This window comes from Mycobacterium sp. SMC-4 (genome assembly GCF_025263265.1).
Lineage (GTDB): Bacteria > Actinomycetota > Actinomycetes > Mycobacteriales > Mycobacteriaceae > Mycobacterium.
The window spans coordinates 1,570,071-1,594,714 of the sequence record NZ_CP079869.1; the positions used below are offsets into that span (position 1 = coordinate 1,570,071).

26 protein-coding genes are annotated in these 24,644 nt (G+C 66.6%); 3 read left to right on the forward strand and 23 right to left on the reverse strand.

Annotated features, from left to right (window positions below):
* Positions 1-11 precede the first annotated feature (11 nt).
* From nuoI to KXD98_RS07500, 11 genes are all read right to left on the reverse strand, one after another.
* Positions 12-548: an NADH-quinone oxidoreductase subunit NuoI gene (nuoI, locus tag KXD98_RS07450; RefSeq protein WP_396882650.1), complete on the reverse strand. Its 537-nt coding sequence runs from the start codon at positions 546-548 to the stop codon at positions 12-14.
* A complete protein-coding gene (gene nuoH / locus KXD98_RS07455; RefSeq protein WP_260762895.1) occupies positions 541-1,767 on the reverse strand; it encodes an NADH-quinone oxidoreductase subunit NuoH in 1,227 nt (408 codons plus the stop codon). The genes nuoI and nuoH overlap by 8 nt, the downstream gene beginning before the upstream one ends.
* Positions 1,764-4,094 (reverse strand): NADH-quinone oxidoreductase subunit G, encoded by a 2,331-nt coding sequence (locus tag KXD98_RS07460; protein WP_260765053.1) that lies wholly within the window; start codon positions 4,092-4,094, stop codon positions 1,764-1,766. Before KXD98_RS07460 ends, nuoH begins: the two co-directional genes overlap by 4 nt.
* A gap of 77 nt (positions 4,095-4,171) precedes the next feature.
* Entirely contained in the window at positions 4,172-5,503 is a 1,332-nt protein-coding gene (nuoF, locus tag KXD98_RS07465; protein WP_260762897.1) for an NADH-quinone oxidoreductase subunit NuoF, read from the reverse strand.
* The gene (gene nuoE, locus KXD98_RS07470; RefSeq protein ID WP_260765055.1) at positions 5,500-6,366 is read right to left on the reverse strand and encodes an NADH-quinone oxidoreductase subunit NuoE; all 867 of its coding nucleotides are present in this window, start codon (positions 6,364-6,366) and stop codon (positions 5,500-5,502) included. The genes nuoF and nuoE overlap by 4 nt, the downstream gene beginning before the upstream one ends.
* Entirely contained in the window at positions 6,366-7,694 is a 1,329-nt protein-coding gene (locus tag KXD98_RS07475) for an NADH-quinone oxidoreductase subunit D (protein WP_260762899.1), read from the reverse strand. The genes nuoE and KXD98_RS07475 overlap by 1 nt, the downstream gene beginning before the upstream one ends.
* The gene (locus tag KXD98_RS07480; RefSeq protein WP_260762901.1) at positions 7,694-8,383 is read right to left on the reverse strand and encodes an NADH-quinone oxidoreductase subunit C; all 690 of its coding nucleotides are present in this window, start codon (positions 8,381-8,383) and stop codon (positions 7,694-7,696) included. Before KXD98_RS07480 ends, KXD98_RS07475 begins: the two co-directional genes overlap by 1 nt.
* Positions 8,380-8,934: an NADH-quinone oxidoreductase subunit B family protein gene (locus KXD98_RS07485; protein WP_260762903.1), complete on the reverse strand. Its 555-nt coding sequence runs from the start codon at positions 8,932-8,934 to the stop codon at positions 8,380-8,382. Before KXD98_RS07485 ends, KXD98_RS07480 begins: the two co-directional genes overlap by 4 nt.
* A complete protein-coding gene (locus tag KXD98_RS07490; RefSeq protein ID WP_260762904.1) occupies positions 8,925-9,299 on the reverse strand; it encodes an NADH-quinone oxidoreductase subunit A in 375 nt (124 codons plus the stop codon). The genes KXD98_RS07485 and KXD98_RS07490 overlap by 10 nt, the downstream gene beginning before the upstream one ends.
* Before the next feature lie 165 nt (positions 9,300-9,464).
* On the reverse strand, positions 9,465-9,875 hold the full coding sequence (locus tag KXD98_RS07495) for a hypothetical protein (RefSeq protein WP_396882653.1): 411 nt from the start codon (positions 9,873-9,875) through the stop codon (positions 9,465-9,467).
* 49 nt (positions 9,876-9,924) lie between these two features.
* Positions 9,925-10,332: a nuclear transport factor 2 family protein gene (locus KXD98_RS07500; protein WP_260762906.1), complete on the reverse strand. Its 408-nt coding sequence runs from the start codon at positions 10,330-10,332 to the stop codon at positions 9,925-9,927.
* A 42-nt stretch (positions 10,333-10,374) separates the two neighbouring features.
* Between KXD98_RS07500 and KXD98_RS07505 the strand changes: the two genes are divergently transcribed.
* The gene (locus KXD98_RS07505) at positions 10,375-11,004 is read left to right on the forward strand and encodes a class I SAM-dependent methyltransferase (protein WP_260762907.1); all 630 of its coding nucleotides are present in this window, start codon (positions 10,375-10,377) and stop codon (positions 11,002-11,004) included.
* 8 nt (positions 11,005-11,012) lie between these two features.
* Here the strand turns inward: KXD98_RS07505 and KXD98_RS07510 are convergent, their stop codons facing one another.
* The 11 genes from KXD98_RS07510 to KXD98_RS07560 form a co-directional block, all read right to left on the reverse strand.
* Positions 11,013-11,345: a DUF6285 domain-containing protein gene (locus KXD98_RS07510; protein WP_260762909.1), complete on the reverse strand. Its 333-nt coding sequence runs from the start codon at positions 11,343-11,345 to the stop codon at positions 11,013-11,015.
* Positions 11,342-12,301: a phosphotransferase family protein gene (locus KXD98_RS07515; RefSeq protein ID WP_260762911.1), complete on the reverse strand. Its 960-nt coding sequence runs from the start codon at positions 12,299-12,301 to the stop codon at positions 11,342-11,344. The genes KXD98_RS07510 and KXD98_RS07515 overlap by 4 nt, the downstream gene beginning before the upstream one ends.
* The gene (locus tag KXD98_RS07520; RefSeq protein WP_260762913.1) at positions 12,298-13,536 is read right to left on the reverse strand and encodes an acyl-CoA dehydrogenase family protein; all 1,239 of its coding nucleotides are present in this window, start codon (positions 13,534-13,536) and stop codon (positions 12,298-12,300) included. Before KXD98_RS07520 ends, KXD98_RS07515 begins: the two co-directional genes overlap by 4 nt.
* Positions 13,537-13,557: 21 nt before the next feature.
* Positions 13,558-14,178: a TetR/AcrR family transcriptional regulator gene (locus KXD98_RS07525; RefSeq protein WP_260762915.1), complete on the reverse strand. Its 621-nt coding sequence runs from the start codon at positions 14,176-14,178 to the stop codon at positions 13,558-13,560.
* A gap of 6 nt (positions 14,179-14,184) precedes the next feature.
* Positions 14,185-15,090 (reverse strand): hydroxymethylglutaryl-CoA lyase, encoded by a 906-nt coding sequence (locus KXD98_RS07530; protein ID WP_260762918.1) that lies wholly within the window; start codon positions 15,088-15,090, stop codon positions 14,185-14,187.
* Positions 15,087-16,295: a CaiB/BaiF CoA-transferase family protein gene (locus tag KXD98_RS07535; protein ID WP_260762919.1), complete on the reverse strand. Its 1,209-nt coding sequence runs from the start codon at positions 16,293-16,295 to the stop codon at positions 15,087-15,089. Before KXD98_RS07535 ends, KXD98_RS07530 begins: the two co-directional genes overlap by 4 nt.
* Positions 16,292-17,485: an alpha/beta fold hydrolase gene (locus tag KXD98_RS07540; RefSeq protein WP_260762921.1), complete on the reverse strand. Its 1,194-nt coding sequence runs from the start codon at positions 17,483-17,485 to the stop codon at positions 16,292-16,294. Before KXD98_RS07540 ends, KXD98_RS07535 begins: the two co-directional genes overlap by 4 nt.
* Positions 17,482-18,600, reverse strand: a complete 1,119-nt coding sequence (locus KXD98_RS07545; protein ID WP_260762923.1) for a homogentisate 1,2-dioxygenase — start codon at positions 18,598-18,600, stop codon at positions 17,482-17,484. The genes KXD98_RS07540 and KXD98_RS07545 overlap by 4 nt, the downstream gene beginning before the upstream one ends.
* Positions 18,601-18,802: 202 nt before the next feature.
* On the reverse strand, positions 18,803-19,192 hold the full coding sequence (locus tag KXD98_RS07550) for a nitroreductase family deazaflavin-dependent oxidoreductase (RefSeq protein WP_260762925.1): 390 nt from the start codon (positions 19,190-19,192) through the stop codon (positions 18,803-18,805).
* A 14-nt stretch (positions 19,193-19,206) separates the two neighbouring features.
* Positions 19,207-20,376: an acyl-CoA dehydrogenase family protein gene (locus KXD98_RS07555; protein ID WP_260762926.1), complete on the reverse strand. Its 1,170-nt coding sequence runs from the start codon at positions 20,374-20,376 to the stop codon at positions 19,207-19,209.
* Positions 20,377-20,428: 52 nt separating this feature from the next.
* Complete coding sequence (locus KXD98_RS07560) at positions 20,429-20,992, reverse strand: TetR/AcrR family transcriptional regulator (RefSeq protein WP_260762928.1); 564 nt, start codon at positions 20,990-20,992, stop codon at positions 20,429-20,431.
* 346 nt (positions 20,993-21,338) lie between these two features.
* Between KXD98_RS07560 and KXD98_RS07565 the strand changes: the two genes are divergently transcribed.
* Both KXD98_RS07565 and KXD98_RS07570 read left to right on the forward strand, forming a co-directional pair.
* Complete coding sequence (locus KXD98_RS07565; protein ID WP_260762930.1) at positions 21,339-22,316, forward strand: esterase family protein; 978 nt, start codon at positions 21,339-21,341, stop codon at positions 22,314-22,316.
* 94 nt (positions 22,317-22,410) lie between these two features.
* On the forward strand, positions 22,411-23,406 hold the full coding sequence (locus KXD98_RS07570) for an MDR family oxidoreductase (RefSeq protein WP_260762932.1): 996 nt from the start codon (positions 22,411-22,413) through the stop codon (positions 23,404-23,406).
* A gap of 9 nt (positions 23,407-23,415) precedes the next feature.
* Here KXD98_RS07570 and KXD98_RS07575 read toward each other — a convergent pair whose 3' ends face one another.
* On the reverse strand, positions 23,416-24,633 hold the full coding sequence (locus KXD98_RS07575) for an acyl-CoA dehydrogenase family protein (protein WP_260762934.1): 1,218 nt from the start codon (positions 24,631-24,633) through the stop codon (positions 23,416-23,418).
* Positions 24,634-24,644 lie beyond the last annotated feature (11 nt).

Genomic DNA, 24,644 nt, shown 5'->3' on the forward strand with positions numbered 1-24,644 from the left:
CCCGTGCGAGCTCACCGAGCATCCCCATGGACCGGGCTGGCGATCGGCGTGATGTTACCCAGGTAGTAGTCGTCGTCGGTGCTGCCCGGTGCCATCGGGTGCGGCGGTGCGGCCATGCCGGGATCGAGCGGGGCCAGCAGCTTGTCCTTGCCGTAGATGAGATCGGCGCGGTTGTCGTCGGCCATCTCGTAGTCGGTGGTCATCGTCAGCGCCCGGGTGGGGCACGCCTCGATGCACAGGCCACAGCCTATGCATCGCAGATAGTTGATCTGGTACACGCGGCCGTAGCGTTCGCCCGGCGAATACCGTTCGGCCTCGGTGTTGTCGGCGCCCTCGACATAGATCGCATCGGCCGGGCAGGCCCACGCGCACAACTCACACCCGATGCACTTCTCCAGCCCATCGGGATATCGGTTGAGTTGGTGGCGTCCGTGATACCGGCGCGCCACCGGGCCGGGCTTCTCCGGATACTGCTCGGTGACCGGCTTCTTGAACATCGAACCGAACGTGACGCCGAAGCCGGCGATTGCGTCGAGGAACTTAGACATCTGCACGCTCTTTCGCGGGTAGGGGCGGCACCGGGAATATTGCGGTGTCCGAGGACGCGGTGGTGGGTATCCGGCGTTGCGCGTTGCGCCGCAGGCGGGTTCGCGCCGTCAGGCCGGCCGCCAGGACCGCGACGGTTGCGACTCCGGCCAGTCCGACCACCCATCTGCTGGAGTCCTCGTCGACGAGAATCCGCAGGAAAGCCACCACCATGATCCAGGCCAGCGACACCGGGATCAGCAACTTCCACCCCAGTGCCATGAACTGGTCGTAGCGCAGTCGTGGCAGGGTCGCGCGCAGCCACATGAAGAAGAACAGGAACAACCACACCTTGGCGGTGAACCACAGCAGGGGCCACCAGCCGCTGTTGACGCCGTCGATCATGCTCAACGGCCATGGTGCCTGCCAGCCGCCCAGGAACATCGTGGTCGCCAGCGCCGACACGGTGGTCATGTTGACGTACTCGGCGAGCATGAACATCGCGAACTTCAGCGACGAGTACTCGGTGTGGAATCCGCCGACCAGTTCGCCCTCGGCTTCGGGCAGGTCGAACGGGGCGCGGTTGGTCTCGCCGACCATCGAGACCATGTACACCAGGAACGAGGGCAGTAGCACCAGAATGAACCACGAGTGGTTCTGGCCGGCAACGATTCCCGACGTCGACATGGTGCCGGAGAAGATGAACACCGCCACGAAGGACAGCCCCATCGCGATCTCGTAGGACACCACCTGGGCCGTCGAGCGTAGCCCGCCCAGTAGCGGATAGACCGAACCCGAAGCCCATCCGGCCAACACGATTCCGTACACCCCGATCGCGGTCACCGCCAGGATGTAGAGCACCGCGACCGGCAGGTCGGTCAGCTGCAGCGCCGTCCGGTGCCCGAACACCGATACCTCGCCGCCCAGCGGGATGACCGCAAAGGCCAGGAACGCCGGGATGACCGCGATCACGGGTGCGGCCAGATAGATCCGCCGGTCCACACCGGCCGGGACGAGGCCTTCCTTCAGTGCGAGTTTGACGCCGTCGGCCAGCGACTGCAGCAGGCCGCGCGGGCCGACCCGATTCGGTCCCAGGCGCAACTGCATCCGGCCCAGGAGTTTTCGCTCGATGAGGATCGCCGCCAAGACCGTCAGCAATAGGAACACGAAGACGCCGAGCGCCTTGGCCACCATCAGCCACCAGGGGTCGTGACCGAACAGGGTGGGGTCGGGGTAGGTCATGATCCGGCCCGCTTGATGGAGACGACGGCCCCGATCGTCGCCCCGAGTGTCGCGTGCACCGCGCTGCCCGCCGAGTTCAGCGGCAACCACAGGACCCGGTCGTCGATGTCGGTGATCGCCACCGGGAGGGTGAGGGTGCCCCGCTCGGTGCTGATGGTCACCGGGTCACCCTCTGCCACCCCGATCTCGGCTGCGGTGGCTACGGACAGGCGCGCCACCGCCGGACGCGCCGTCCCGGCCAGGTGGGGTTCGCCGTCCTGCAGACGTCCCGAATCGAGCAACATGCGCCAGCCGGTCAACACGGCCTGACCGGGTCCCGGGCGAGCCACCGGTGGTGCCGCCACGTCGGGTGCGCCCGCGTGCGGGCCGGTCCAGCTGCCCAGTCGGGCCAGCTCGTCGGCGGCGGCCTGCGCGGTGGGCAGTCCGAGGTCGACGCCGATCTCGTCGGCCAGGAAATTCAGCACCCGCAGATCGGGGACGGCGTTGGTGCGCAGCGACGGTTCGAAAGGCCGAACACGACCCTCCCAGTTGAGGAACGAGCCCCCTTTCTCGACCACCGGAGCGACCGGGAACACGACGTCCGCGCGTTCGGTGACCGCACTCTCACGCAGCTCGAGGCTGACCACGAAGCGGGCCGCGGTGATCGCGGCCAGCGCCGAGGCCGGATCGGGCAGATCAGCGGGTTCCACGCCGCCGATCAGCAGCGCCCCGGTGGGGCCGGCCGCCGACAGAATCGCGCCGGTGTCCCGACCCACCGTGGTGGGCAGCGTGTCGACGTGCCACGCCTGGGCCGTCTCGCACAGCGCCGCGGCGTCGGCGACCGGGCGGCCGCCGGGCAGCAGGTTGGGTAGCGCGCCGGCTTCGACGGCGCCGCGGTCCCCGGCGCGGCGGGGAACCCAGCCGACCCGGGCGCCGGTCGTCTCGGCCAGCCGCGCCACCGCCGAGAGCGCACCCGGGGCCGCGGCGAGTCGTTCACCGACCAGGATCACCGATCGCGGCGTCAGGCTGGTTGCTGCGGCAATCGCATCGGATTCCGCACCCGGGGCGGCGCGCAGCAGGGTGCCCGACAGCTTGCGCAGGCCGTTGCCGGCCCACGGGGCAACCCCGAGAACGGGTAGTCCGCGCTTGCGAACCGCCTTGCGCAGTCGCAGGAAAACGATCGGCGATTCCTCTTCGGGCTCCAACCCGGCCAGCAGCACGGTATCGGCGGCGTCGAGGTCGGCGTAGGTGACGGTCATGGCGCGGCCGGCGACATGGCTGGCCAGAAACGCCGCCTCCTCACTGCTGTGCTGACGGACCCGGAAGTCGATGTCGTTGGTGGACAGCACAATTCGGGCAAACTTCGCGTAGGCGTAGGCATCCTCGGCGGTCACCCGGCCACCGACGAGCACCCCGGCGTCACCACGGGCCGCGGCCAGACCCGCTCCGGCGACCGTCAGCGCTTCCGACCACGACGCAGCACGCAGGCCGCCGTCATCGTCACGGATCAACGGGGCGGTGATGCGGTCGCCGACGGTGGCGTAGGTGAACGCCCAGCGGCCCTTGTCGCAGTTCCACTCCTCGTTGACCGCCGGGTCGTCTCCGGCCAGCCGGCGCATGACCTTGCCGCGTCGGTGGTCGGTGCGCTGCGCGCAGCCCGACGCGCAATGTTCGCATGCGCTCGGACTCGATACCAGGTCGAACGGGCGGGCCCGGAAGCGGTAGGCGGTGCCGGTCAACGCCCCGACCGGGCAGATCTGCACGGTGTTGCCGGAGAAGTAGGACTCGAACGGCTCGCCGGGGGCGATACCGACCTGCTGCTGCGCGCCGCGCTCGAGGAGATCGATGAACCGGTCCCCGGCGATCTGGTCGGAGAAGCGGGTGCAGCGCGCGCACAGGACACAGCGTTCCCGGTCCAGCAGCACCTGGGCGGAGATGTTGATCGGTTTGGGGAATGTGCGTTTGACGTCGGTGAACCGGGTTTCGGCCCGCCCGTGCGACATCGCTTGGTTCTGCAGCGGGCACTCGCCACCCTTGTCGCAGATCGGGCAGTCCAGCGGATGGTTGATCAACAGCAGTTCCATCACGCCGTGTTGGGCCTTGTCGGCGACCTCGGAGGTCAGCTGGGTGCGAACCACCATGTCCGGTGCGACGGTGACGGTGCACGACGCCACCGGTTTACGCTGGCCCTCGACCTCCACCAGGCACTGCCTGCAGGCACCGACCGGGTCCAGCAGCGGGTGGTCGCAGAACCGGGGGATCTGAATTCCGACCAATTCGGCAGCCCGGATCACCAGCGTGCCCTTCGGGACATTGAGCTGGTGCTCGTCGATGGTCAGCGACACCATCTCCTCCTGCCGAGCAGACACCGAATCCCCGTCCTTCTCGGCATTTTGGGGGTTGTCGCGTCTGCTCGCGAAGGACGTCATGCGCCCACTCCTTCCGGTGCTGCCAGCATCGACGCGTACGGATCGAACGGGCAGCCGCCCGCCAGGTGCTGTTCGTACTCGGCGCGGAAGTACTGCAACGAGGAGATGATCGGACTGGCGGCGCCGTCACCCAGCGCGCAGAACGACTTACCGAAGATGTTGTCGGCGATGTCGAGGAGTTTGTCGAGATCGGCCTCGGTGCCGGTCCCGGTTTCCAGTCGCTGGTAGATCTGGGCCAGCCAGTAGGTGCCCTCACGGCACGGGGTGCACTTGCCGCACGACTCGTGGGCGTAGAACTGTGTCCAGCGGCGTACCGCGCGCACCACGCAGGTGGTCTCGTCGAAGATCTGTAATGCCTTGGTGCCCAACATCGAGCCCACCCCTGCCATGCCCTCGTAGTCCAGCGGCACATCCAGGTGCTCGGCGGTCAGCAGCGGTGTCGACGAGCCGCCCGGGGTCCAGAACTTCAACGAGTGTCCGGCACGCACACCGCCGGCGTAGTCGAGCAGTTCGCGCAGCGTGATGCCCAGCGGTGCTTCGTACTGTCCCGGCGTGGTGACGTGCCCGGACAGTGAGTACAGCGTGAAACCCGGTGACTTCTCCGAGCCCATCGAGCGGAACCAGTCGACTCCGTTGAGCAGGATCGGTGGCACGCTGGCGATCGACTCGACGTTGTTGACCACCGTCGGACACGCGTACAGGCCGGCCACCGCCGGAAACGGGGGACGCAGGCGCGGTTGACCGCGGCGGCCCTCCAGGGAGTCCAGCAGCGCGGTCTCCTCGCCGCAGATGTAGGCACCCGCGCCGGCATGCACGATGAGCTCCAGATCGAATCCGGACCCGTGGATGTCGGTGCCGAGATGGCCCGCAGCGTATGCCTCGGCCACCGCGGCCTGCAGTCGGCGTAGCACCGGCACGACCTCGCCACGCAGATAGATGAATGCGTGGCGGGCCCGGATCGCGTAGGCCGCGATGATCGCTCCCTCGACCAAGAAGTGCGGGGTGGTCAGCATCAGCGGGATGTCCTTGCAAGTCCCCGGTTCTGACTCGTCGGCGTTGATCACCAGGTAGTGCGGTTTGGCTCCGGCCCCGTCCCCGTCCGACTGGTCGCCCTGCGGGATGAACGACCACTTCGTGCCCGTCGGGAAACCCGCCCCGCCACGTCCCCGCAATCCGGAATCCTTGACGGTGGTGATCACCTCGTCGGGAGCCATGGCCAGCGCACGTCCCAGCGCCTGGTAACCGCCGTGGCGCAGGTAGGTCTGCAGAGACCACGGCTGGGGCTCGTCCCAGAACCGGCTGAGCACCGGGGTCAGTGGCATCGTCATGGCTGATCCGTCGCGTCCGGTTCGGTTTCGGTGGTGTGCGCCCGGGGCGGGACCTCGGCCGACGGACCGGGTGCCGGCTGGTCACGGACCGCGTCGGCAGCCACCGTCTGGTCGGCCGGCGTCGGCGCACTGTCGGTCGGCGGCGGCTGCGCCGGGGGCGCGGCCATCTCGTGCTCACGGGCATAGCGCAGCCCGGCCAGGGTGGCGGTGCCGACCGGTGTGTCGCCATCGTCGGGATCACTCAGCCCGGCAAGCACTCTGGCGGTCTGGCGGAACGTGCACAACGATGTACCGCGGGAGGGCCGGGGGATGGGTCCGGTGCGTAGTGCGTCGACGAGGTCACGCGCCGACGACGGCGTCTGGTTGTCGAAGAAATCCCAGTTGACCATCACCACCGGCGCGTAGTCACAGGCCGCGTTGCATTCCACGTGCTCCAACGTGACCTTGCCGTCGGCGGTGGTCGCTCCGACGTCGATGTCGAGGTGCTGTTGCAGGGCCTCCAGGATCGCGTCGCCGCCCATCACGGCGCACAACGTGTTGGTACAGACCCCGACCAGATAGTCCCCGGTGGGGGTGCGCCGGTACATCGAGTAGAAGGTTGCGACCCCGGCCACTTCGGCCTCGGTCAACGCGAGTTGACGTGCGCAGAAAGCGATTCCCGCCGGTGTCAGGCAACCGTCCTCGGACTGGACCAGATGCAGCAGCGGCAGCAACGCCGATCGGGCGTGCGGATAGCGGGCGATGACCGTCGCGGCGTCGGCGTGCAATCGAGCTTCCACGTCGGGGGAGTAGCTCGCCCGGCCGTGGATCGGTGGCCCCGGTTCGTCGGGGCGCTGTCCGAGTTCGAGAAAGATACCGGTCATCACCTGTCCACCCCGCCCATCACCGGATCGATCGATGCCACCGCCGAGATCGCGTCGGCGACCATGCCGCCTTCACACATCGCCGCCACCGCTTGCAGATTGGTGAACGAGGGGTCGCGATAGTGCACTCGGTAGGGCCGGGTGCCGCCATCGGAGACCATGTGCACCCCGAGTTCCCCGCGCGGCGACTCGACGGCGACGTAGACCTGACCGGGCGGGACCCGAATCCCCTCGGTGACGATCTTGAAATGGTGGATCAGCCCCTCCATCGAGCGGCCCATGATCTTGGCGATGTGTTCTTCAGAGTTGCCCAGACCGTCGGGCCCGACCTTCAGATCGGCCGGCCAGGCCAGCTTGGGGTCGTCGATGACCACTGGGTCACCGGTCGACCGTGCCAATCGGTCCACACACTGTTCGACGATCTTGATCGACTCGCGCATCTCCTTGACCCGGATCAGGTAACGGCCGTAGGCATCGCACTGGTCATCGGTGACGACATCGAAGTCGTATGTCTGGTAACCACAATAGGGTTGGGACTTGCGCAGATCGTGCGGCAGGCCGGTGGACCGCAGTACCGGCCCGGTGATGCCCAGTGCCATACATCCGGTCAAATCCAGATAGCCGACGTCGCGGGTGCGAGCCTTCCAGATGTAGTTCTCGTTGAGCAGGTCTTCGAGATCGCGCAGTCGCTCCGGCAGCAGCGACAGCAACTCGTGCAACTGCGGGAGAGCCTCGTCGGGCAGGTCGACGGCGACACCGCCGGGGCGGATGTAGGCGTGGTTCATCCGCAGTCCGGTGATGGTTTCGAAGACCGACAGGATCAGCTCGCGTTCCCGGAATCCCAGGAACATCGCCGTCATGGCACCCAGCTCCATTCCGCCGGTGGCCAGTGCCACCAGGTGGCTGGATATGCGGTTGAGCTCCATCATCATCACCCGGATCACCGACGCGCGTTCCGGGATAGCGTCGGTGACCCCGAGGAGCTTCTCCACCGCCAGGCAGTACACCGTTTCGTTGAAGAACGGCGACAGGTAGTCCATCCGGGTGACGAATGTGACCCCCTGGGTCCAGGTGCGGAACTCCAGGTTCTTCTCGATGCCGGTGTGCAGATACCCGATGCCGCAACGTGCCTCGGTGATGGTCTCGCCTTCGATCTCGAGGATCAGCCGCAACACTCCGTGGGTGGACGGATGCTGTGGGCCCATGTTCACCACGATGCGTTCGCCGGCCTGCTCGGCGGTTCTCTCCCGGGCGGCGTTGACGACCTGGTCCCAATCCTGGCCGCCGACGACGACCACGCGTTCGGGCGGCTTCTGCGACGTCGTCATCAGTGGTAGGACCTCCGCTGATCGGGGGGTGGTATCTCGGCTCCGTGGTACTGCACCGGAACACCGCCCAGCGGATAGTCCTTGCGCTGCGGGTGACCGACCCAGTCGTCGGGCATCTCGATACGGGTCAGCGCGGGATGACCATCGAAAATGATGCCGAAGAAGTCGTAGGTTTCCCGCTCGTGCCAGTCGGTGGTCGGATAAACCCGGTAGAGAGATGGGATATGCGGGTCTTCATCCGGCGCCGCGACTTCCAGGCATATCCGTCGGTTGTGGGTGATCGACATCAGCGGGTACACCGCATGGAGTTCGCGCCCCGCGTCGTCGGGATAATGAACTCCACTGACTCCCAAGCACAATTCGAAGCGCAGCGCAGGATCGTCGCGCAGCGCCTGCGCCACTGCGACCAGTTGGGCCCGCGCGATCTGCAACGTCAATTCCGCACGGTGCACCACCGCACGCTCGACAGACGCGTCGAACTGCTCGTCGCCCAACGCCGCCGCCAGCGCGTCGACGACGTCGTCGAAGTAGCCTCCGAAGGGACGCGGTGAGCTGCCGGGCAACAACACCGGGCTGACCAATCTGCCGTAACCCGAGGTGTCCCCGCTGCCGGTGACGCCGAACATGCCACGGCGCACGCCGATGACCTCGGCGCCGGCGTCATCGCCGGGTTCACCGTTGCCGGTCACCGCAGCAGTCCTTTGAGCTCGATCGTCGGCGGCACGGCAAGTGCGGCCTGCTCAGCTGCTCTGATCGCCTCCTCGCGGTTGACTCCGAGCGGCATCTGCTGAATCTTGTCGTGCAGTTTGAGAATCGCGTGCAGCAGCATCTCGGGGCGTGGCGGGCACCCCGGCAGGTAGATGTCCACGGGCACCACGTGGTCGACGCCCTGCACAACCGCATAGTTGTTGAACATGCCGCCCGAGGACGCGCAGACACCCATCGCCAGAACCCACTTCGGTTCGGCCATCTGGTCGTAGATCTGGCGCAGCACCGGCGCCATCTTCTGGCTCACACGTCCGGCGACGATCATCAGATCAGCCTGTCGGGGGGTTGCCGAGAAGCGTTCCATCCCGAAGCGTGAGATGTCGAAACGTGGTCCTGCGGTGGCCATCATCTCGATGGCGCAGCAGGCCAGGCCGAATGTTGCGGGCCACAGCGAGCCCTTGCGCACGTAGCCCGCGACCTTCTCCACCGTGGACAGCAGGATGCCGCCCGGCAACCGTTCCTCTAGTCCCACTCCATTCCTCCCCGTCGCCATTCATACGCATATGCCACCGAGACGTTGAACAGAAAGAGCGCCACGGCGATGACACCGAACGCGCCGAGACTGTCGAAAGCGACGGCCCATGGATAGAGGAAGACGATCTCGATGTCGAAGATGATGAACAGCATCGCCGTCAGGTAGTACTTGACCGGAAATCGCTGCCCGGTCGCGACCGCCGCAGGTCCGAGCGCGCCGATCGGCTCGATCCCGCACTCATAGGCGTCCAGCTTGGCGCGGTTGTAACGCCGGGGGCCGATCAGCAGCGCGATGCCCACGGACCCGACGGCGAAGACAGCAGCGATGGCGCCAAGCACCAGGATCGGTGTGTACAGAGTCATAGGCGCGCAGCAGCTCCTCGGGGCCGTCGATGTGAGCTACCGCACAGCCTAGCGGGGTTTGGGACGTACGCCACACGTTTTGGTTAGTATCGCTATACGCGCCGCGCGGTTATCCGTTGATGCCTCGAAAAGCGCTGCCGCGCACGCAGATTACGTCGCGGCCGGTCAGGCCGCGGTGCGCAGCAGCGACACGACGGCCTCGCCGAGCCGGATCGGATCGATCGGATGGGGGACCGCGGCCTCGGCGCGGGACCAGTGTGCGAGCCACGCGTCGTCGGCCCGTCCGGTCAACACCAGGACCGGCGGACATTCGGCCAGCTCGTCCTTGAGCTGCTTGGCGATGCCCATCCCGCCGACCGGGGTGGCCTCCCCGTCGAGGATCACCAGGTCGAATCCACCGGCGTCCATCTTTTTGATCACCATCGGGCCGGTGGCGACGTCGTCGTAGCTCAACTCGGGAAGCTCAGGGTGGATCCGTTTGCCGAGTGCGAGTCGCACCTGCTCGCGGGTCCGGGGGTTGTCGCTGTACACCAAAATCCGCACCGTCGACGAGGGCAACTCGGCGGACTCGGCCATGATCGCGATGCTAACGGTGTCCCCGCGCCGCGTCCCGAAAACCGCGACGTCACGCCGGATCGGGACGCGGGCTCAGCAGTGGTGCCATGTCGGCCGGATCGAAGTATTCGTCGATTCGGGTGATCAGACCGTCATCTCCGATCTTGATGACGATGCAGACACGCATCGCGATCTCCTCACCACTGAGGGCTGTGAAGTGCAGGACATGCTGCTGGACGAAGCCGCCGGGGAAGAACTGGCGGTCGAGCACCTCATAGCGGCGATCGAGCGTGGCGTCGATGAACCAGCCGATGATCCTGACCGAGCGGCCGTGGCCGTTGTCACGGTCATCCCCGGTCTTGCGGACCGCGACGTCGGGGCCGAACAACGCTGCCACCTGCGCGCGATCCCCCCGTTCGATGGCAGCGAACAGCGCGTCGGCGATCACCGCGACGCGGTCGGTATCGATGACAGACATCGGGGTTGACCTCAACTTCTGTTCAGGTTGCACGGTGGTGGCATGGATCAAACGCCCACCCTGTCCAATTTCGACGACTTCTACAAGCACCAGACCCCACCGTGGGTGATCGGTGAGCCCCAGCCGGCCATCGACGAACTCGAACGCGCCGGCCTGATCGCCGGCCACGTGCTCGACATCGGATGCGGAACCGGGGAGCACACCATCCTGCTGGCCCGCCGCGGCCACCAAGTCCTCGGCGTCGACGGCTCGCCGGAAGCGGTCGAGCAGGCCAGACGCAACGCCGAACGCCAGCACGTCGAGGCGCGCTTCGAGGTCGCCGACGCGCTGCAGCTGGCCGACCGGCCCAGCTACGACACCGTCGTCGACAGCGCACTGTTCCACATTTTCGACGATGCCGACCGACCCCGCTACGTCGCGAGCCTGAGCCGGGCGACCACTGCGGGCTCGGTCCTGCATGTGCTCGCCCTCTCCGACGCCGGACGGGGATTCGGGCCGCAGGTCAGCGAGGCGACGATGCGCACGGCCTTTCAGGCCGGCTGGCAACTCGAATCGTTGACCACCACCACCTATCGGGGCGTGGTCACCGAGGTCCACGCCGCTGAACTCGGCTTGGCGGTCGGCACGCGCGTCGACGAACCGGCCTGGTTGGCGCGATTGCGCCGGCTCTGACGCCGCTGTCACCGATTCTCGTCGTAGCCCGGATGGTCGATCGACAATCGGTGACCGACCAGGACCCGCAGGCACGCCATCACATCCTCGGCGCGATCGTCCATCCGGCCTTCGCGAATGGCCGCGGCCAGCGACGCCTCGTCGGCGAAGCCCACGGCGGCCAGTGTGGCGTCGGTGAAATCGGCGGTGGCGTCGAGCAACTCGCGCTCGACGATGCGCAGCACGTTGGCCGCCACCCGGGCATGGAATCCGACCTGGCCGGCGCACGCTGCTCGCACGTCGGTGTCCAGGAAATCGGCGACGACGGCGACGAGTTCGGCGGCGGTGGGGCGATGGGTCATCGCGGTCCGGCTCCTTCGAGCAAATCCAGCAGATCCCATTCGGTTTCGCTGATCCGGCGACCGATCGCGGCCAGCTCGACCGAGGGCGTCTCACCGGAAAGGTGTCGCTCGGCCTGGTGCCGGCAGATCACCCCCCACCGCAGAGTCGCCACGGTGAGCCACCACCGGAAGACCGCGCGGTCGACGGGTGCGCCTGCGGCCTGCTCGTAGGCGAGCAGAAACGACTCGACACTGCCCAGCCCTCCGGCGCCCATCGACTCGGGGGCCCCGAAACGCCACGCCCGGATGCAGAACCACGCGAGATCCTCGTAGATCTCACCACGATGCGTCAGCTCCCAGTCCAGCACCGCCGTCAGGCCGGAGCTGTCGATGATCAGATTGCCCATCCGAAAGTCGCCGTGCACCAGGCGCATCGGGGATGGGTCGGGCCGCTGCTGGGCCAGGCGGCGGAATGTCCACTCGAATGTGGCTGTCGTGTCACCCATCTCGTCCAGGCGGACACGCCAACCGGCCAGCTCATCGGGGGCCGTCAACCCGATGTCGTCGGGGTCTGCGCGATGGATCGCGGCCAGCGCCTGCGCGCACTGCACCAACAGCCGGTCCCGTCCGGGAGCGTCGAGGTTGCGAAAGATCCGTCGCACGATCGTCTCACCGGGTACCGCGTCACAGATCAGATACGGATCGCCCACAGCCGCCGGGGAATCGTCGGCGGCAAGGATGTTCGGCACCGGTGCGCCCGCCGCCGCGGCACGCTGCTGCACCCGGGCTTCGAGCTCCATGCTGGCGTGCAGTTCGTCGCGCGCGCCGGTACGCAGGATCAGCGCTCGTCCGTTGGCGTCGAACGCCCACGTCGTGCGGCTCGCCCCGCCGGTGAGGCGCGCCAGGTTTGCGACGGTGACGTCCCCGAGCACCGGACGCAGGACGTCTTCGAGCGCGCCCGCAAGTTCCTCGCTCATCGCTTGCCGAACCCGAACATTCGCTGCGCCACCCGCCGGATCTGAATCTCCTCGGCGCCTTCGGTGATGCGGTACCGGCGGTGGTGCCGGTAGATGTGCTCGAACGGTTCGTGGCGGCTGTAGCCGACACCGCCGAACACCTGCATCGCACGGTCGGCGGCTTCGCATACCAGGCGATTGGCCCGGTAGTTGGCCATCGACACCTTGTCGGAGACCTCCATGTGATGGTTGCGGTCGAGTTCGGATGCGGCGAATCGCACCAGCAGACGCACCATCTGGGCCTCGGTCTGCAGCTCCACCAGGGGCCACTGCACGGCCTGATGGGTGGCCAGCGCTTTACCGAACACCGTGCGCTGTTTCGCGTAGGCGACGGCCCGGTCGATGCAGTACTGCGCTGCCCCCAGGCTGCTGGCGGCCTGCCGGATCCGGTTCTCGTGCAGGAACGTCTGTCCCACCTCGAGGCCGCGGTCGATGTCACCGAGAATCGCCGCCGACGGTACGCGAACGTTGTCCAAGAGCACCTCGCCGTGGTCGGTCGGCATGTTGAACGTCCACCAGTAATACGGCACCGAGAAGCCGGGGGCATCGGTGGGCACCAGGAACGCGGTGATTCCGCGGGCCTGGCCCGCCTCCCCGGAAGTGCGCGCAAAGACCAGATCGTGGGTCGCGCGGTGCACACCGGTGTTGAAACGCTTGGCGCCGTTGATGACCCAGTCCCCGCCGTCCTGCACCGCGGTGGTCTCCAACCAGGTGGCGTCGGATCCATGGTTGGGTTCGGTGAGGCCGAACGCCATCGAGCGCTCGCCGGTGATCAGCGCGTCGGTCCACTCCCGCTTCTGGTCTTCGGTGCCGAACCGGTCCATCATGATGACCTGCGGAAAATTGCCGACGATCGACGACTCATCCTGCAGGTCGTTGTGCAGCCCGAGACCCTTGGCGGCCAGGTGTTCGCGGATCACCGCCATGTCGATATTGCTGCCGTCGCGGCCACCGAAACGCGAAGGCAGACCGTAACGCAACCAGCCGGCCGCATCAGCGCGCCGGCGCATCTCGTCGAGCAGTTCCTCCCATTCCCGCCGTGGGACACCCCCGTTGTCCCAATCGGTGCGCGCGTGCTCGCGACGGTGGTCGAAATACTGTGTGTGTTCGCGCTCCAGCGGCTTGATCTCGGCTTCGATGAACTCGTCCATCTCGGTGAGAAGCGTCGAAAGATGTTCGGGAAGGGTGAAATCCACTCTGATTGTCCTTGTCCTTGGTCAGTGGCCGTACAGCGTTCTCTTCCAGATCTGTGCCAGGGTGGCAATCGCGTCCTGATCACCGATCTCGAATCCGAGTCCGGACGTGCCCACGAAAACAGTGGTGAAGTTCTCGAACAGCAAGGCGATGGCCGCGGCCGTGTGCTCAGGGTGCAGGTCGAGCCCGTAGCCCTGGTCCTGGGCCCGGCGTACGGAAGTGGCCACCATGTCCACACCGAACCGGCGGAACTCGTTCTGTAAGGCCGCGAACCGTGGCTGGGTCGTGGCCAGTTGCGCCACTGCGATCATGATGCCGATGTGCTGCGTGAACATCGTCCAGTACCCGGTGACCACCGTGGTGAAGAACGCGTCGTCGTCAGGTGACTCCGGCATCCGCACACTCAAACCCGACGGTTGCACCACGTCGCGCAGAAACGACTGCGCCAAAGCGGCCAGCAGGTCTTCCTTGTCGGTGAAGTACCGGTAGAACACCGCGGGGGATCGCCCTGCCGCCGAAGTGATGGCTTCCAGGGTGGTGCCGTGGAAACCGCGCTCGGCGAAGAGTTTACCGGCGGCGGTCTCGATCGCGTGCCGCGTCTGTCGGCCCTTGGCGCTCAACGCATCAGCAGATCCGGCAGCCATGTCGGGCTACCCCAGCATCCGGTCGCCGGCCCGCAACAACGCGCTGGGCAGCTCATGGCCGACCGCCTGCTGGGCGACACGTGCGGCGGCGATGGCCGCCGGCAGATCGACGTCGACGCCGACTCCGCTGTCACGCAACAGATACACCAGGTCCTCGGTGGCGATGTTGCCGCTGGCGCCGGGGGCGAACGGGCAGCCGCCGAGCCCGCCCACCGATGCGTCGAGTCGGGTCACCCCGGCACTGACCGCTGCGTAGGCGCTGGCAAGCCCGGCACCGCGGGTGTTGTGGAAGTGGGCGCCCAGCGGGAGGTCGCCGATCCGCGGCCGTACCGACGCAAGCAACTCGGTCACCCGGAGCGGGGTGGCGGTACCGATGGTGTCGGCGATCGCCAGCCGGTCGACCCCGGCGTCGGTGGCGGCGGTGACGACGTCGATCACCCGCTGTGGCGGCGTCGGACCGTCGAACGGACAATCCCATGCGGTGGCGACGATGACTTCGACGGTGGTTGTGCTGTCGTGGGCGATCGCTACGATGTCGGGGATCTGGGCCATCGCCTCCGCGGTCGAGCGTCCGACGTTGGCGCGGCTGTGTCCGTCGGCCGCCGAAACCACGTACTCGATCGATCGCAGCCCCGCGGCGACCGCCCGCTTGGCGCCGTTGGGGCTGGCCACCAGTGCCGAGAACTCGATGTCGCCGAAGTGGTGCAGTTCGGCGGCCAGCTCGGCGGCGTCGGCGAGGGCCGGAACCTTCGACGGCGAGACGAACGCGGTGGCCTCCATCTCCCGCACGCCGGTGGCAGCGATGGCGGCCAGCAGTTCCAGTTTGGCCGCCAACGAAATCGGTGATTCGATCTGCAGACCGTCACGCAGGGACACGTCACGGATGTCGACATGGCGGGGAAGTGTGGTCATATCACGCCCTCGCTGACCAACCGCGCCAACTCGTCGGCGGTCCGCCCGAGAAGTCCGCGGTAGATCTCGTCGTTGTGCCGGCCTGGCCGGGCGGGACCGGCGTTACGGATGGTGCCCGGGGTTTCCGAGAGCACCGGCACCACTCCGGGACCCTTGACGTTGCGCCCGATGCGCTCGTCCCAGTGATCGGCGATCATGCCGCGGGCCTGCAGTTGCGGGTCGGCGACCACCTCGGCCACCGTATTGATCGGACCGCTGATCACCCCGGCTTCCGACAGTGTGGCGATGATGTCGGCCGGTTGGCGCTCAGCGGCCCAATCGCCGATGATCTTGTCGATCTCGTCCTGATTCCGGCCGCGCGCAACGTGATTGGCGAACCGCTCGTCGGTGGCCAGTTCCGGTTGATTCATCGCGCCGCAGAGCCGGCGGAACACGGTGTCCTGGTTGGCTGCGATCACCACCCAGCTGCCGTCGGCGCTGCGGTAGATGTTCGAGGGTGCGATGCCCTCCAATCGGGTGCCCGAGGGCCCGCGCACCACACCGCCGACGTCGTAGTCGGGGATGGTGGATTCCTGGACTGCCAAGCAGGATTCGGTCAGTGCCGCGTCGACGACCTGCCCGTCCCCGGTCACCGAGCGTCGGTAGAGCGCAGCCAGCGCGCCCTGGGCGGCGAACATTCCGGCCAGGCTGTCACCCAACGACAACGCCAGCCGGGGCGGGGGACCGCCGGGAAAGCCGTTCATGTGGCGCAGCCCGCTGGCGGCCTCGGCGACCGAAGCGTAACCGGCCTTGTGTGCATCGGGTCCGGTCTGTCCGTACCCGGAGACCCGCACCAGGATGATGCCGCGATTGCGGGCACGCAGCGCGTCGTAGCCCAATCCCCATTTCTCCATGGTTCCGGGCCGGAAATTCTCCACGATGATGTCGCTGTGCTCGACGAGGTCGAGAAACAACTCCCGCCCCTCGGGCACCCGCAGATTGAGGGTGACCGCTTTCTTGTTGCGGGCGTGCACGGTCCAGAAGAAGTGGTGCCCGTCGAGCTCGGCCTGGCCCCAGGTGCGCAGCGGATCCGGCGCGCCGGGCGGCTCGATCTTGACGACGTCGGCTCCCATGTCGCCGAGCAGCCGCCCGGCGAACGGACCGGAGATCAGGGTGCCGACCTCGATGACCCGGATACCGTCGAGCGGTCCTGTCGGCGGGTTCATGGTCGCCCTGCAAGGTCGTGTCGGGTCAGCCAGTCGGTTACGATCCCGACGGCCTCGCGCAGCGTGTCGCGTTGATCGGGTCCGGCGTAGTAGTGGTTTGCCCCGGTGATTTCGTACATCTCCTTGTCCGGATGTCCGATGGCCTCGAAGATCCTGCGAGTGTGGCTGGGTGTGCAGGCGTCGTCGGCAAGGTTACCGATCACCAGCGCCGGCACCGCGATATCGGGGCCGCATTTCACCGCGTCGCCGTGGGCGTCGTCGTAACTCCACTGCGACAGCCAGCTGCGCAGTGTGCAGAACCTGGCCAGACCGACCGGGCTCATGTTCACGACCTGCGGATCACCGAGGTAGCAGGTGCCCGGTGTTCGTTCGTTGGGGTCGACGGCGGGGTCCAGCCAGCGAGGGTCTGCCATGGTGCCGTGCACGACGAAGGCGAACTCGTCCTGCGGGCGACCCGCCGCCTTGAGCTGAGCAAGCTTGTCCTTGACCCATGCTGTGATGCGCCGGTTGCGGGCGATCTGCGCCGCGCGATAGCGCTCGAGGAACTCTGGCGTGTACGGCGGTTGGTTGGGGTTGTCCGGGTTGTACAGGTCCAGCTCCGGGTCACGCCGGGTCGGGTCCGCTTCGTCAAGGATCGATGCGTCCAGCCACTCGGTCATGGTGCCGTGCCGACTGATGTGGGCCGCCAGCAACATGATTGCGTCGGCCGGGACGAGATCGAGCTCGGTCAGATCAGGTCCGTCGCCCGACGGGCTGGCGGTGACGGTGGGATGTTGGGCCTGCTGTTGGTAGAACGCCGAGAGCGACCCTCCGCCGCTCCACCCGGCCAGCACCACCTTGGTGTACCCGAGCCGGTTCTTGGCGTCTTTGATGCACTCGCCGAGGTCCTCGACGACCTTTTCCATCAGCAGCGCCGAGTCGGTGCCGCGGAACCGGCTGTTGCAGTAGATGACATGATGCCCGGCGCGGGCGAGTGCGTTGATCATGGGCAGGTAGGCGCCCCCACCGATCGGGTGCATGAACACCAGCACGGTGTCAGATGTCACCGCCTTGGGTTTGAGCAGGTAGCTCTCCAGCACCACCAGCTCGGCCACTCCGCCGTACACGTCGCGTACAGCCGACTTGTTCTGGTAAGCGACCAGATAGGGGATGCGGTCGTACTCGTACTTGACCGGTGCGGCGGCGGTCATGCGTGCTGGCCCAGGTCGTTGGCCAGGATCTCGGCCGACGGGACCAACCGTCGGCGGGTGTCGACGGCGATCACCTTCCAGTCCACGTACTGGTAGTCGTCGAACTTGCGTCGCGCGCGCTCGCGGGCCTTCTCCGGTGCACCGTGGTGAATGCCTTGGGGCGCATGGGAGATCAGTCCGGGCGGCATCGGGATGCCGTAGAGCGATCCGCCGTGGAAGAACGCGATCTCGTCGAAGTCGACGTTGCGGTGATACCACGGGGTGCGCTCGGTTCCAGGCACCCCCTCAGCCGGTTTGGGCAGAAAGTTCATGATGTACACGCCGGTGGCCTGCATGAACAGATGCACCGTCGGTGGGAGGTGCACGCTGTCGGAGGTGATGACGTTGTAGTCGTCGATGTTGAACGTGAACGCAAAGTTGTCTCCGCGCCACCCTTCGACATCGAGGGGATGATGTTGGTAATACAGCGACGTCGACCCGGTGCCGTCGATAGGTGCATGAATCAGCCGGACCTCGTACTGCCCGTCGTGGTGTGGGCCGTCACCATTGTCCAGCGGCTGCGGCTCGGGGATGACCGCCTGGGTCGGGTCGAACGGGAAATGGCGTCCCAGTTGGCTAGGCGGTGGAACCCGGAACTCGTCGGTGGCCTGCACCATAAGCCACGTCGACGGCTCGTCGGGCACCTGGCGCCAGGTACACGCCTTGGGTAGGTACACCCAGTCACCCTTGCGGTATCGCAGTGGCCCGAACTCGGTTTCGAGCAGACCGGACCCGTCGTGGACGAACGCAAGCAGGTCGCCGTCGACATAGCGCACGAAGAACGGCATCGGTTCGGCCCGGCGCGACAGCAGCACCTGGCAGTCGTCGTTGGAGAACATCAGCAGCGGGCCGCCGTGCGGGTCGGTGGCGTCGGACGGCTTGAGTTCGCTGGACAACACGTCAATGGGGCGCAATGGCCCGGACGCGCGGTATGCGGTCGGGTCCTCGCGGCGGTAGAGGTTGGCGGTCCGCCCGGTGAACCCGCCGCGGCCGAGCTCGTCGTCCTTGAGCCCCTCTAGGTCGGCGTGGATGCGCCTGGGCGTCTTACCTTTTCGAAGTTGAACGAACGATTCCATGCGTCCTCCTGTCCGATAAAAGTAAAACTGACTTTACTTTTATTCAGAGGTGGGGTCAATGCCGGGCGCTCTCGCGTCTGGATTCGGACGCCAGATTCGTCGAGCGTGCGCTGGAGGCGGGATCCGGGCCACTCTCTCGCCCGGAGTTCACACTCGGCGAGGCGACGTCCGAGGTGACGTCCTGGCGTTCCGTGGGCCGGAGTCAGTCTGCGAGGTCCACCCGCACGGTCAACAGGTTCGTGCCGAACGTACGGACCCCCAAGCTGTTCAGCGACGGCAGGGTCTGCAGCCGCGCTTCGGCGTCGTCGTCGGGTAGCAAGTGCGCCGTGCCCCGGTGCCAGCGACCGTTGAGGCGCACCCGCACCTTCGGATCGGCCTTGATGTTGCGGATGTACTGCGAGCGCTCACCGAACTCGGAGACGAACCAGAACTCGTTGCCCACCCGTTTGCCCCCCAGCGGCGTGCGGCGGGGCCGGCCGGATTTTCGGCCGGTGGTCTCCAGCAGCGTCTGGAACGGCATACGTCCCATCACCTGGTTGCCGACGTTCTTCTGCAAGAACTTGGTCACGCGGTCGCGGACACTGTCTGCCATCGGTGCTCCTCACTTCACACCATCGCGGTGCGGGGAATTTTCATGCCGAGGCTCAACGCTCCGGCAAGTTCACGACTGGTGTCGTAATCGAACACCACATGGCCGCAGATGACATCCACATCCCGCTTGATGCGCTGCAAGGGGTTGTTCACGAAGTGGGCGCTGGCACCCGAGGCGCTGAGAAGTTCGGCGATCACCGCACGGGATTCGGCGACGATGTGTGCCGCGGCCAGGCGGGCCTGGCCGCGCTCGCCCCGACTGACCGGGTCACCAGCTGTCACTGTCGCCTCGATGCGGCCCACGGTGTCCTCGAGCAAGCCGCGAAGTGCACGCAACCGCACGAGGGCATCGCCGAGACGGATCGAGGCCACCGGTTTGTCCTTCTGCATCACGCCTTCGTAGGCCAGGAACCGCTGCGAGAGTCGTTCGGCATAGATCTCGGCGGCACGTTCGGCGCTTCCCAGCGCCGGCATGGCCGCCAGCAGAGCCAATGCGGGCACCATCGGCCAGCGGTAGGTGGCAGCGTCGTGCAGCTCCGAGCCGGGAGCGGTCCCGGCGTAGATGTCGGTCACCTCGACCAGCCGATGCAGCGGCACGAACACATCGTCGATGATCACGTCGTTGGAGCCGGTCGCACGCATACCGTCGGTGTGCCAGACGTCCTCGATGCCGACGTCGCCGATCGGCAGCAGCGCGAGCACGGGGTAGATCGATGCCCCGTTGGCGGGCTCACGCTCACACAGCGCGCCGACCAGGATCCAATTGCCGTGCATCACGCCGGTGGCCCACGACCATCGGCCGGTCAGCCGGATCCCTCCGTCACAAACCACACCGCGCCCGGTGGGGGCCAGCGGGGCCGGGGCCAGGAAAGGTCGCGCGGCGAACGCTTCGGACTGTGCGTTCTCGCCGAACAGCGCGAGCATCCAGTTGTGCAGTGCGAAGAAGCCCAGAGTCCAGGCGCTCGAGGCGCAGCCGTGAGCCATCCGGCGGACCGGGTCGAGCAGGGCCGGAAACGGCGCCTCACGCCCGCCGTACCGGGCCGGAACCAGTAAATCGAAGAACCCGGCCGCAGTGGCCTCGGCGACCGTCTCTGCGGGCAGCCGGCGCAGGCGCTCCGCATCATGGGCTCGGTCGGCCAGCCGGGAGACGAAATCGTCGGTGATTGCCGAGGTATCCGCGTGCATGCCCGGAAGTTACCATACCTTTTGGTATGGACAGCCACCCGTGGGTTTCCCGTCAGCGCGCCATCAGCAGGTCGAGGAACCCCTCCTGTTGTGCCGCCAGGCGTTCATCGTCGGCCTCGGGAGCCAGGTGCAGGAATCCGATTCCGGCTGCGAAGGTCGCGTTGGCCCGCAGGTCGGATTCCTCCGCGGTGAAACCGGCATCGGTGAAGGCTCGGCGAACCGCGGAGAGCACCCGTAGATCCGCAGCGCGCACACTCGCGGCGACGGCCGGATCGGTGCGAGCCCATTCCCGCATTGCTCTTTCCAGACGCCCCTGCCGGGCGCTGAGCAGGGCCGACATCATGATCGACAGTCGGCGTCGCGGCAGAAGGTCGACCAGGTCGCCGAAGTGCCTGCGGTCGCGGTCCCGCAGTTCGGCCCAGGCGGTGACCATCGCGGTCCGGTAGCCGGCCATATCGGTGAAATGCCAGTAGAAACTGCCCTTTGTGACGCCGAGATGAGTGCAGAGTCGATCGAGCTTGAGCGCCTTGATCCCTTCCTCGGCCAGGATCGCGTACCCGGCCTGAATCCAGTCTTCAGCGGATCGCTTGACAGGGCCCGCGGATCCTCCGGTCATTGTCGGAGCGTACTTAAAAGCAGTTTCACCTCTCACATTGCCGGCTGACGACAGCCGGAGTGGGGCCAATTTTGCGTGGGCGTAAACCGTGCGTGCCACGCCCGGCCCAACTTTGCCTTTCCGCAGGCAGCGGGGATATTGGCGGGATCGGACTTTCTCCGGTCGGAATGGCATGTTTTACTGCAACCGCTACAACTGAAGATTTCTCGGACCACTTCGGCTGCCCTTTGGCGGATTAGAAGTGGCGTGACAGCGCAGTGAAGACATCGCTGGGACGGTTGTGAACACCGAGAATCGCAGGGACAGGCCGCAGCATGCGGTACCGGAAGATGGATGGATTGACGGTATGAGACTTCTTGACAGACTTCGTGGGCCCTGGGCGCGGCGCCTCGGTGTTGCGGCCATCGCCACGGCACTGCTGCCGGGTGTGGTCGGCGTCGCCGGGCAGTCGGCGACCGCCGGTGCCTTCTCCCGGCCCGGCCTGCCGGTCGAGTACCTGATGGTGCCGTCGGCGGGGATGGGACGCGACATCAAGGTGCAGTTCCAGAGCGGCGGCCCGAACTCGCCGGCGGTGTATCTGCTCGACGGCCTGCGCGCGCAGGAGGACTTCAACGGCTGGGACATCAACACCCAGGCGTTCGAGTGGTACCTGGACTCCGGCCTGTCGATCGTGATGCCCGTGGGCGGTCAGTCGAGCTTCTACTCCGACTGGTACCAGCCGGCCACCAACAAGGGTCCGACGGTCACCTACAAGTGGGAGACCTTCCTGACCCAGGAACTGCCGGCCTTCCTGGCCTCGCAGCATCAGGTCAAGCCGACCGGTAGTGCCGCGGTCGGCCTGTCGATGGCGGGCTCGGCGTCGCTGATCCTGTCGGTGTACCACCCCCAGCAGTTCACCTATGCCTCCTCGATGTCGGGCTTCCTGAACCCGTCTGAGGGCTGGTGGCCGTTCCTGATCAACATCTCGATGAGCGACGCCGGTGGCTTCGACGCCAACGAGATGTGGGGTAGGACCGAAGATCCGAACAGCGCCTGGAAGCGCAACGACCCGATGGTCCAGATCCCGCAGATCGTGGCCAACAACACCCGTATCTGGATCTACTGCGGCAACGGCCAGCCCAACGAGCTCGGTGGCGGCGACCTGCCGGCGACCTTCCTCGAAGGTCTGACCATCCGTACCAATGAGACCTTCCGCGACAACTACCTCGCCGCGGGCGGTACCAACGGTGTGTTCAATTTCCCGGATAACGGCACGCACAACTGGGCGTACTGGGGCCGGGAGCTGCAGGCCATGAAGCCGGACCTGCAGGCGCACCTGCTCTGACACACAGCCAGACGGAACCCCCGGTCGCGACGCGGCCGGGGGTTCCGCTTTTTCGCGGCGCCGGCTCCCCGCCCGACCTGACTAGTGTGACGTCATGACCGAGATCAACGCGATGGTGGCCCACCAGGACGCCGACGGGGACATCGTCGTGCGCCACGAGATTCTCGACGACTCCGCGTTGCCCGATGGCGAGGTCGAGATCCACGTCGAGTACTCCAGCGTCAACTACAAGGACGCGCTGGCGGTCACACCGAAGGCCGGCGTAGGCCGCTCCTATCCGTTGGTGCCGGGTATCGATGTCGTGGGCACGGTGGCCACCAGTCGCGCACCCGGCTTCGCCGTCGGGGACACCGTGATCGCCCACGGCCATGACATCGGCACCGGCCGACACGGCGGCTACGCGCAGGTGGCACGCTATCCCGCCGACTATCTGGTCAAGTTGTCGTCGATCAGCGCGGCCGATGCGGCAGCCATCGGCACCGCCGGTTTCACTGCGGCGATGAGCGTCAACGCGGTGCGCGCACGCATCTCCCCGGCCGACGGTCCGGTTCTGGTCACCGGCGCCACCGGCGGGGTCGGCAGCATCAGCGTGGATGTGCTGGCCGGCCTCGGCTATGAGGTCGTCGCCTCCACCGGCAAGCGCGAAGCACACGACCTGTTACGGGACCTCGGCGCAGCCGAGGTCCTCGACCGGGTGCCCGGGCCTGAAGACAAGGTGCGGCCCCTGGGCAAGGCGCACTGGGCCGCTGTGGTGGACTGCGTCGGCGGCAAGACGCTTTCTTACGCGTTGAGCACGATGAAATATGCTGGCATCGCTGCGATCTCAGGTCTGGCCGGTTCGGCGGACCTACCCGCAACGGTCCATCCGTTCATCCTGCGCGCGGTGACCCTGGCGGGGATCGATTCGGTGCTGCTCCCGATCGACGAACGCCGGCAGACGTGGGCTCAGATCGAAACCGATCTGCGGCCGCGCCACCTGCAGCGCATCACCAGCGATGTCCCGGTGCGCGAGGTGGACACCGTGCTCAAAACGATCATCGGCGGCGGAGTCACCGGGCGCACCCGCGTGGTCGTGCACGACGGGTTCTGATCTGCCGATCTACTTCAGTTCCGCCGAGCTCAGGCCGAGGAGGCGGCGCGCCACCACCAACTGCTGAATCTGCTGGGTGCCTTCGAAGATGTCGAGGATCTTCGAGTCGCGAGCCCACTTCTCCAGCAGCGTCTCCTCGGAATAGCCTGCGGTACCGGCCATCTCGACGGCCTTGAGGGTGATGTCACTGGCTACGCGCGCGGCCTTGGCCTTACCCATCGAGGCCTCTTTGGAGTTCGGGATGCGGTTGTCGGCCTGCCACGCGGACCGCACGGTGAGCAGGTAGCCCGACTCCCACTCGGCCTCCATCCGCAGGAATTCCGCGGCTGCGGCGCTCTGCGCATGGGCGGGCTTGTCGTAGGAGATCTCGATACCGGCATGGGTGAGGATCTTGCGCAGGTCCTCCAGCGCCGCCCGGGCGACGCCGACAGCCATGGCCGCTACGATGGGCCGGGTGTTGTCGAAGGTCTCCATGACCCCGGCGAAGCCCTTCTCGACGTGAATCTCCGGGTCGCCGAGCAGGTTGTCCTTGGGGATGCGGGCATTCTCGAATCGGATCGCGGCGGTGTCGGACGCCTTGATGCCCAGCTTGTTCTCCAGCCGCTCGACCGTGACGCCCGGATGATCACGCGGCACGATGAACGACTTGATCGCCGCACGGCCCTTGGTCTTGTCCAGGGTCGCCCACACCACGATGTGGGTGGCGCGCGATCCGGCGGTGACGTAGATCTTCTCACCGTTGATCACGTACTCGTCGCCGTCGAGAACCGCGGTGGTCGCCACCGCCGCGGAGTCCGAGCCGAACTCCGGCTCGGTGATGGCCATGGCCGCCCACACACCCTTGCCGAGACGCTCGAGCTGCTCAGGGGTGGCAACCGATGAGATCGCGGCGTTACCGAGCCCCTGACGGGGCACCGACAACAACAGCGCCACATCTCCCCAGGAGATCTCCAGCGCATTGAGCAGCGCGGACATGTTGGCGCCGTTGACATTGGCCTTCTTGTCGTTCTCGGTGGCGCCGACGAAGGCGTCGGTACCCGCGAACGAGATCGTCTTGGCCTCCGAGATGCCCTCGAAGAGGTCTGCCAAGGTGTCGAGCTCGACCGGGTAGTCGTGCTCCCGGAGGTCGTACTTTCGGGAGATCGGCCGGATCATCTCGGCGGCGCCTTGGTGGCCCTTCTCGATGACCGCCTGGAGCTTCTTGGGCATCTCCAGATTGATTGCCATGTCAGTCTCTC

Excerpts from the sequence above, each read along its gene's own strand:
- KXD98_RS07540 (WP_260762921.1), bottom strand. The coding sequence starts at position 17,485 with ATGACCGCCGCCGCACCGGTCAAGTACGAGTACGACCGCATCCCCTAT.
- KXD98_RS07505 (WP_260762907.1), top strand. The coding sequence starts at position 10,375 with ATGGATCAAACGCCCACCCTGTCCAATTTCGACGACTTCTACAAGCAC.
- KXD98_RS07500 (WP_260762906.1), bottom strand. The coding sequence starts at position 10,332 with ATGTCTGTCATCGATACCGACCGCGTCGCGGTGATCGCCGACGCGCTG.
- KXD98_RS07575 (WP_260762934.1), bottom strand. The coding sequence starts at position 24,633 with ATGGCAATCAATCTGGAGATGCCCAAGAAGCTCCAGGCGGTCATCGAG.
- KXD98_RS07475 (WP_260762899.1), bottom strand. The coding sequence starts at position 7,694 with ATGACGACGTCGCAGAAGCCGCCCGAACGCGTGGTCGTCGTCGGCGGC.
- KXD98_RS07495 (WP_396882653.1), bottom strand. The coding sequence starts at position 9,875 with ATGGCCGAGTCCGCCGAGTTGCCCTCGTCGACGGTGCGGATTTTGGTG.
- nuoH (WP_260762895.1), bottom strand. The coding sequence starts at position 1,767 with ATGACCTACCCCGACCCCACCCTGTTCGGTCACGACCCCTGGTGGCTG.
- nuoI (WP_396882650.1), bottom strand. The coding sequence starts at position 548 with ATGTCTAAGTTCCTCGACGCAATCGCCGGCTTCGGCGTCACGTTCGGT.
- KXD98_RS07565 (WP_260762930.1), top strand. The coding sequence starts at position 21,339 with ATGAGACTTCTTGACAGACTTCGTGGGCCCTGGGCGCGGCGCCTCGGT.
- KXD98_RS07535 (WP_260762919.1), bottom strand. The coding sequence starts at position 16,295 with ATGAACCCGCCGACAGGACCGCTCGACGGTATCCGGGTCATCGAGGTC.
- KXD98_RS07560 (WP_260762928.1), bottom strand. The coding sequence starts at position 20,992 with ATGACCGGAGGATCCGCGGGCCCTGTCAAGCGATCCGCTGAAGACTGG.
- nuoF (WP_260762897.1), bottom strand. The coding sequence starts at position 5,503 with ATGACGATGCCACTGACCCCGGTGCTCAGCCGGTTCTGGGACGAGCCC.
- KXD98_RS07510 (WP_260762909.1), bottom strand. The coding sequence starts at position 11,345 with ATGACCCATCGCCCCACCGCCGCCGAACTCGTCGCCGTCGTCGCCGAT.
- nuoE (WP_260765055.1), bottom strand. The coding sequence starts at position 6,366 with ATGACCGGTATCTTTCTCGAACTCGGACAGCGCCCCGACGAACCGGGG.
- KXD98_RS07525 (WP_260762915.1), bottom strand. The coding sequence starts at position 14,178 with ATGGCTGCCGGATCTGCTGATGCGTTGAGCGCCAAGGGCCGACAGACG.
- KXD98_RS07460 (WP_260765053.1), bottom strand. The coding sequence starts at position 4,094 with ATGGTGTCGCTGACCATCGACGAGCACCAGCTCAATGTCCCGAAGGGC.
- KXD98_RS07530 (WP_260762918.1), bottom strand. The coding sequence starts at position 15,090 with ATGACCACACTTCCCCGCCATGTCGACATCCGTGACGTGTCCCTGCGT.
- KXD98_RS07515 (WP_260762911.1), bottom strand. The coding sequence starts at position 12,301 with ATGAGCGAGGAACTTGCGGGCGCGCTCGAAGACGTCCTGCGTCCGGTG.
- KXD98_RS07545 (WP_260762923.1), bottom strand. The coding sequence starts at position 18,600 with ATGGAATCGTTCGTTCAACTTCGAAAAGGTAAGACGCCCAGGCGCATC.
- KXD98_RS07490 (WP_260762904.1), bottom strand. The coding sequence starts at position 9,299 with ATGACTCTGTACACACCGATCCTGGTGCTTGGCGCCATCGCTGCTGTC.
- KXD98_RS07555 (WP_260762926.1), bottom strand. The coding sequence starts at position 20,376 with ATGCACGCGGATACCTCGGCAATCACCGACGATTTCGTCTCCCGGCTG.
- KXD98_RS07570 (WP_260762932.1), top strand. The coding sequence starts at position 22,411 with ATGACCGAGATCAACGCGATGGTGGCCCACCAGGACGCCGACGGGGAC.
- KXD98_RS07550 (WP_260762925.1), bottom strand. The coding sequence starts at position 19,192 with ATGGCAGACAGTGTCCGCGACCGCGTGACCAAGTTCTTGCAGAAGAAC.